Origin of the sequence: Pseudomonas sp. PA-4-8C (genome assembly GCF_021606625.1) — a bacterium.
GTDB classification, from domain to species: Bacteria; Pseudomonadota; Gammaproteobacteria; order Pseudomonadales; family Pseudomonadaceae; genus Aquipseudomonas; species Aquipseudomonas lactis.
This window is the reverse complement of sequence record NZ_WKCD01000545.1, coordinates 1-1189: the sequence shown is the minus strand read 5'-3', so window position 1 is coordinate 1189 and position 1189 is coordinate 1. Positions and strand designations below refer to the sequence as shown.

Sequence of the window (1189 nt, the reverse complement as noted above, 5' to 3'; positions counted from 1 at the left end):
GTTAAAAGATAATGCTTAATGGTTTCTATGAACCAACTCTGCTCCTCTGGCGTATACGTGTAAAACTCTGGCTTGGTTAAAGCATCGAAAAGCTCTGTAAGCTCTCTTGGATTGTTAATGTTTTTTGACGCTATGATTTCTTCTCTTTCGAGATTTCGGGTGTTTTCGATGCAGTAAGTAAATAACAATCCTTTAAGTATTGATAGCTGTGGTTGTCTTTTCATGTTTAAAAGTCCGTATAAGCAGTAATGGGTTTTCCGTCTTCATTCAAATGCACAAAGGCTTTTCTCTGTTTTCCATATTCTAATCCATCCCTTTTATACCCTTCGCCTATCACCTTTCCCATATCCATTGGTGCAGGGACCGCTGCTCGGCCATTGAGCTTGAAAATTAAAATCGCGCGGTCAATTGCATTTAACTGGTCTCTATGACTCAGGAAATGTGTGGCGGCGCTCGGAGGTCTTGGCTGTCCGGCTCTCCTGCCTCTTCCGAACGTTTCTATTTCCCCAGTGGTCGGATTCCTGGCTGTCACCACTCGCTCTAGCTGAGACTCTAGTGATGTCTGAGCGCCGTGTTTTTCTAAAAAGTGTGCCCCTGGAATTGACGCTTCAAGCTCTGATAATCGCCGATGGGCATTTGATTCTGCTAGCTCATCAATTCTCGCCTGCCGCTGCGTGCGGGTCAGTTGCGGTAAGGCAGGCTCTCCGTGGTTAACACTCTGCGCAGGGTTTGGAGCACTGGTGTTGGCTTTACATTCGTCAGCACCTGGGCATGTATTCAAGCCTAGCGGGTCGACCCATCCCGTCGGATTGGGCACATACCGGTACCCATTAATCCCACCCGCCAACTTCACCGGGTCCGGCGTCAGGTAGCGACCAATATCCGGATTGTAGTAGCGATGGCGGTTGTAGTGCAGGCCGCTTTCCGCATCGAAATACTGCCCTTGAAAGCGCAGCGGATTGTCGATTTTGCCCACGTCGAGCCGGGCGATTTGACCGTAGGCGCGGTAGTGGGTGGACCAGACGATTTCGCCATCGGGGCTGGTGAGTTCCTGTGGGGTGCCGAGGTGGTCGAGTTGGTAGTGGTAGGGCGTTGTGGCGTGTGGGCCGAAGCCTTCCAGTAGCGCCAGTGGTCGAAAGCTATCCGGTTCGTAGAGGTAACTGCGATGACGCTCTGCATGGTGCTCGGC

General features: G+C 51.1%; 1 protein-coding gene and 1 pseudogene. Both read right to left on the bottom strand.

The genetic code is table 11. The features are described from left to right. Positions 1-224: pseudogene (locus GIW04_RS30840) on the bottom strand (hypothetical protein); the annotation flags it as partial. A gap of 2 nt (positions 225-226) precedes the next feature. Further along, positions 227-1189: RHS repeat domain-containing protein (locus GIW04_RS30835; RefSeq protein ID WP_236479624.1), on the bottom strand; the 963-nt coding region annotated here is incomplete at its 5' end.